The sequence below is a fragment of the Deltaproteobacteria bacterium genome, assembly GCA_016875225.1.
Lineage (GTDB): Bacteria > Myxococcota_A > UBA9160 > SZUA-336 > SZUA-336 > VGRW01.
Genome location: VGRW01000150.1, coordinates 1 through 3,675, shown reverse-complemented (window position 1 = coordinate 3,675; position 3,675 = coordinate 1). Strand labels below are relative to the sequence as shown.

Sequence of the window (3,675 nt, the reverse complement as noted above, 5' to 3'; positions counted from 1 at the left end):
AAAACGGCCACTTCGGCCGCACGGGCGACGCATTCACCTGGGAGAAGACCAGCCGAGCCGACGACCTGCGGCGCGATCTCGGGCTGTAGGAGGAGACGCGCATGGACCAGAGCGATCGCTACAAGGTCGCGGACCTCGGCCTGGCCGAGTGGGGCCGCAAGGAGATCCGGCTCGCCGAGCACGAGATGCCGGGCCTGATGACGCTTCGCGCCCGCTACGCGCCGAGCCAGCCGCTGCGCGGCGCGCGCATCATGGGCAGCCTGCACATGACGGTGCAGACGGCCGTGCTGATCGAGACGCTGACCGCGCTCGGCGCGGAGGTGCGCTGGGCGAGCTGCAACATCTTCTCGACCCAGGACCACGCCGCCGCGGCGGTCGCGATCGGGCCGACCGGCACGGTCGACGCGCCCAAGGGCGTCGCGGTCTTCGCCTGGAAGGGCGAGACGCTCGAAGAGTACTGGTGGTGCACGCGCGAGGCGCTGCGCTTCGCGGGCGGACTCGGCCCGAACATGATCGTCGACGACGGCGGCGACGCCACGATGCTGATCCACAAGGGCGTCGAGTACGAGAAGGCCGGGCGCGTGCCGGAGTACCGGCGCGGCGTGGACTCCGAGGAGTGGGGCGTCGTGCTCGGCCTGCTGAAGAGCGAGCTCGCCGCGAGCAAGGGCGTGTACACCGCGATGGCCAAGGACGTGGTCGGCGTCTCCGAGGAGACCACCACCGGCGTACACCGGCTCTACCAGATGGAGAAGGACGGCTCGCTGCTCTTCCCCGCGATCAACGTGAACGACTCCGTCACGAAGTCGAAGTTCGACAACGTCTACGGCTGCCGTCACTCGCTTCCCGACGGCCTGGCGCGCGCGACCGACGTGATGCTCGGCGGCAAGGTCGCGGTGGTCTGCGGCTACGGCGAGGTCGGCAAGGGCTGCGCACAGGCGCTGCGCGGACAGGGCTGCCGTGTGATCGTGACCGAGGTCGACCCGATCTGCGCGCTGCAGGCGGCGATGGAGGGCTTCCAGGTCGCGACGCTGGACGAGGTGGTCGAGACCGCCGACATCTTCATCACCGCCACCGGCTGCTACTCGATCATCACGGTCGACCACATGGCGCGGATGAAGGACAAGGCGATCGTCGGGAACATCGGCCACTTCGACAACGAGATCGACATGGCCGCGCTTCGCGCCGCCGAGGGCGTGCGCCGCATCCCGATCAAGCCGCAGTACGACGAGTTCGTCTTCGCCGACGGGCACAGCGTGCTGATCCTGGCCGAGGGGCGGCTCTTGAACCTCGGCTGCGCGACCGGCCACCCGAGCTTCGTCATGTCGGCCTCGTTCACGAACCAGGTTCTCGCGCAGCTCGAGCTCTGGGCCGCCAACGGGAAGTACGAGCGCAAGGTCTACGTGCTGCCCAAGCACCTCGACGAGGAGGTCGCGCGGCTGCACCTCGACCACCTCGGCGTGAAGCTGACCAAGCTCACCCCCGAGCAGGCCGGCTACCTGGGGATCTCGCCCGAGGGCCCGTACAAGCCCGATCACTACCGCTACTAGCGGCGCGGCGATTCGCGGGCGATCTCCGCGAATTGATTGACGGAACAGGGGGCTTTTGCGATACCTGCGGCCGGCATCCGGTGGGGGAGGACCTTGGGCGCACGGCGAGTCCTCGCAGCAGCGCTCGCGCTCTGTCTCGGCGCGCTACCCGCGGCCGCGGAGGAGCTTCTGCGCGTGCGGATCGCCAGCGCCAGGCCGACCGTCACCGTGACGGGCCAGGGGCTCGAGATCGACGGCCGCCCGGTCGCCGCCGAGAGCCTGCGCGCCAGCGCGCGCGGCGGGCAGGTCTGGATCGGCAAGCGCAGCCATCGCGGCCCCGTCACCCTCTCCGCGCGCGGCGGACTTCGACTCGACGGGCGGCCGCTGCCGGGTCGGCTGCGGATCCTTCCCGCGGCCGGCGAGGGTCTCGACGTGGTGAACGTGGTCGAGCTCGAGACCTACGTCGCGAGCAGCGTTGCCAGCGAGACGCCCGCGATCTGGCCGGCCGAGGCGCTGAAGGCGCAAGCCGTCGTCGCCCGGTCGTACGCGCTCCACGAACGCGCGCGGCGGGTGGGCGAGCGCTTCGAGCTCGAGGGATCCGTGATCTCGCAGCGCTATGCGGTCGGATCGGTGCCGGAGAGTGCCCGCCTGGCGACACGCGCGACTCGGGATCAGGTGCTGATCTTCGCCGGTGAGCCGATCCTGGCGGCCTTCCACTCCTCGTCGGGCGGAGCCACGGCGTCGGCCGCGGAGGTCTGGGGCGAGGACGTCGCCTACCTGCGCAGCGTGAGCTCGCCCGACGACTCGGCGCCCGACTACTTCTGGAGCTACGAGATCACGCTCGCCGATCTCTCGGACGCGCTTCGCGAGGCGGGCTACGCACCGGGCAACGTGCGCGACGTGCGGATCGCCGACGTCAGCCGCTCCGGCCGCGTGCTCGCGCTCCGGATCGGCGCGCTCGCGCTCTCGGGACGCGACCTTCGCGAGGTGCTCGGCGGCCGCGCGCTGCGCAGCGCGAAGTTCGACGCGCGGATCGACGGCGACCGGGTGCGATTCCTGGGCAGCGGATCCGGCCACGGCGTGGGACTCTGCCAGTGGGGCGCGAGCGAGCTCGCCCGCCAGGGCCAAAGCTACCGCGGAATTCTGGCACATTACTACCCGGGCACGAGGCTCCGGCGCGTTGGCGCGCCAGGTTCGGTGGCCGGAAACTGGAGCGCGACGCGTTGAACACACAGGCACAGATCGAAGTCCCCGCCGCGCCCCTGCGCGCACAGGCGGACGGCGGCGGCGCGGGCGGAATCTTCGGCAGCCCGATCTTCTTCCTGGTCGCGATGCTGCTGCTGATGTGGGCGCTCCTGATCCGCCCGCAGCAGCGCAAGGACAAGGAGCACAAGGCGATGCTCGCGCAGGTCGAGAAGGGCGATGGGGTCATCACCACCGGCGGCCTGCACGGCCGAGTGACCGGGCTCGCCGAAGACGTGATCACCGTCGAGATCGCTCCGAACGTGAAGGTGAAGCTCTCGCGCGCGGCGATCGCGACCCGCATTCCCGTGAAGGCCGAGGGAGAGAAGTCTTGAGCCTGCGCGCCCGCTGGATTCTGATCGCGGTCACGACCGCGCTGATGGCGTGGTTCGCGCTGCCGAGCTTCTTTCCGACGCAGGCGCGCGAGGGGCGCTGGTGGCTGCGCAGCGAGGGCGTCGCGCTCGGCCTCGATCTGCAGGGGGGAATCCACTGGCTGCTGCGGATCGACGACCAGACCGCGATCGCCCAGGAGCTCGCCAAGCTCAAGGGGAATCTCGAGACGCTGGCCGAGGAGGGGAAGGTCACCCTGGCCGGCGCGCAGGTGGCGAACGCGGCGCTCGAGCTGCGCGGAGATCTCCCGGGCCTGCGCAAGCTCGTCGAGGAGAACATCGAGATCGTCGACGTCGAGGAGCAGGGCGACGCGCTGCTGCTCCGGCTCGACGCGCGCTGGAACAAGGAGGTCGTCGACCGCGGGGTGCTGCAGGCGCTCGAGGTGCTGCGCAAGCGCGTCGACGGTCTGGGCGTTCGCGAGCCGGTGATCGCGCCGCAGGGGTCGGGACGAATCCTGGTGCAGATGCCGGGCGCGGTCGACGCGGCCGGCGCGCGCAAGGTGCTCGAGTCGACCACC

The 3,675-nt window shown here is 70.6% G+C and carries 4 protein-coding genes; all 4 read left to right on the top strand.

Translation table 11 applies throughout. From position 1 onward, the window contains the following. The first annotated feature begins 101 nt into the window (after positions 1-101). The gene (locus FJ108_18140; protein MBM4337812.1) at positions 102-1,547 is read left to right on the top strand and encodes an adenosylhomocysteinase; all 1,446 of its coding nucleotides are present in this window, start codon (positions 102-104) and stop codon (positions 1,545-1,547) included. A gap of 36 nt (positions 1,548-1,583) precedes the next feature. Then, the gene (locus FJ108_18135; protein ID MBM4337811.1) at positions 1,584-2,753 is read left to right on the top strand and encodes a SpoIID/LytB domain-containing protein; all 1,170 of its coding nucleotides are present in this window, start codon (positions 1,584-1,586) and stop codon (positions 2,751-2,753) included. Between the two features lie 104 nt (positions 2,754-2,857). Next, the gene (gene yajC / locus FJ108_18130) at positions 2,858-3,103 is read left to right on the top strand and encodes a preprotein translocase subunit YajC (protein ID MBM4337810.1); all 246 of its coding nucleotides are present in this window, start codon (positions 2,858-2,860) and stop codon (positions 3,101-3,103) included. Continuing rightward, on the top strand, positions 3,100-3,675 hold a 576-nt coding region (locus FJ108_18125; protein MBM4337809.1), incomplete at its 3' end, for a hypothetical protein. The genes yajC and FJ108_18125, both read left to right, overlap by 4 nt.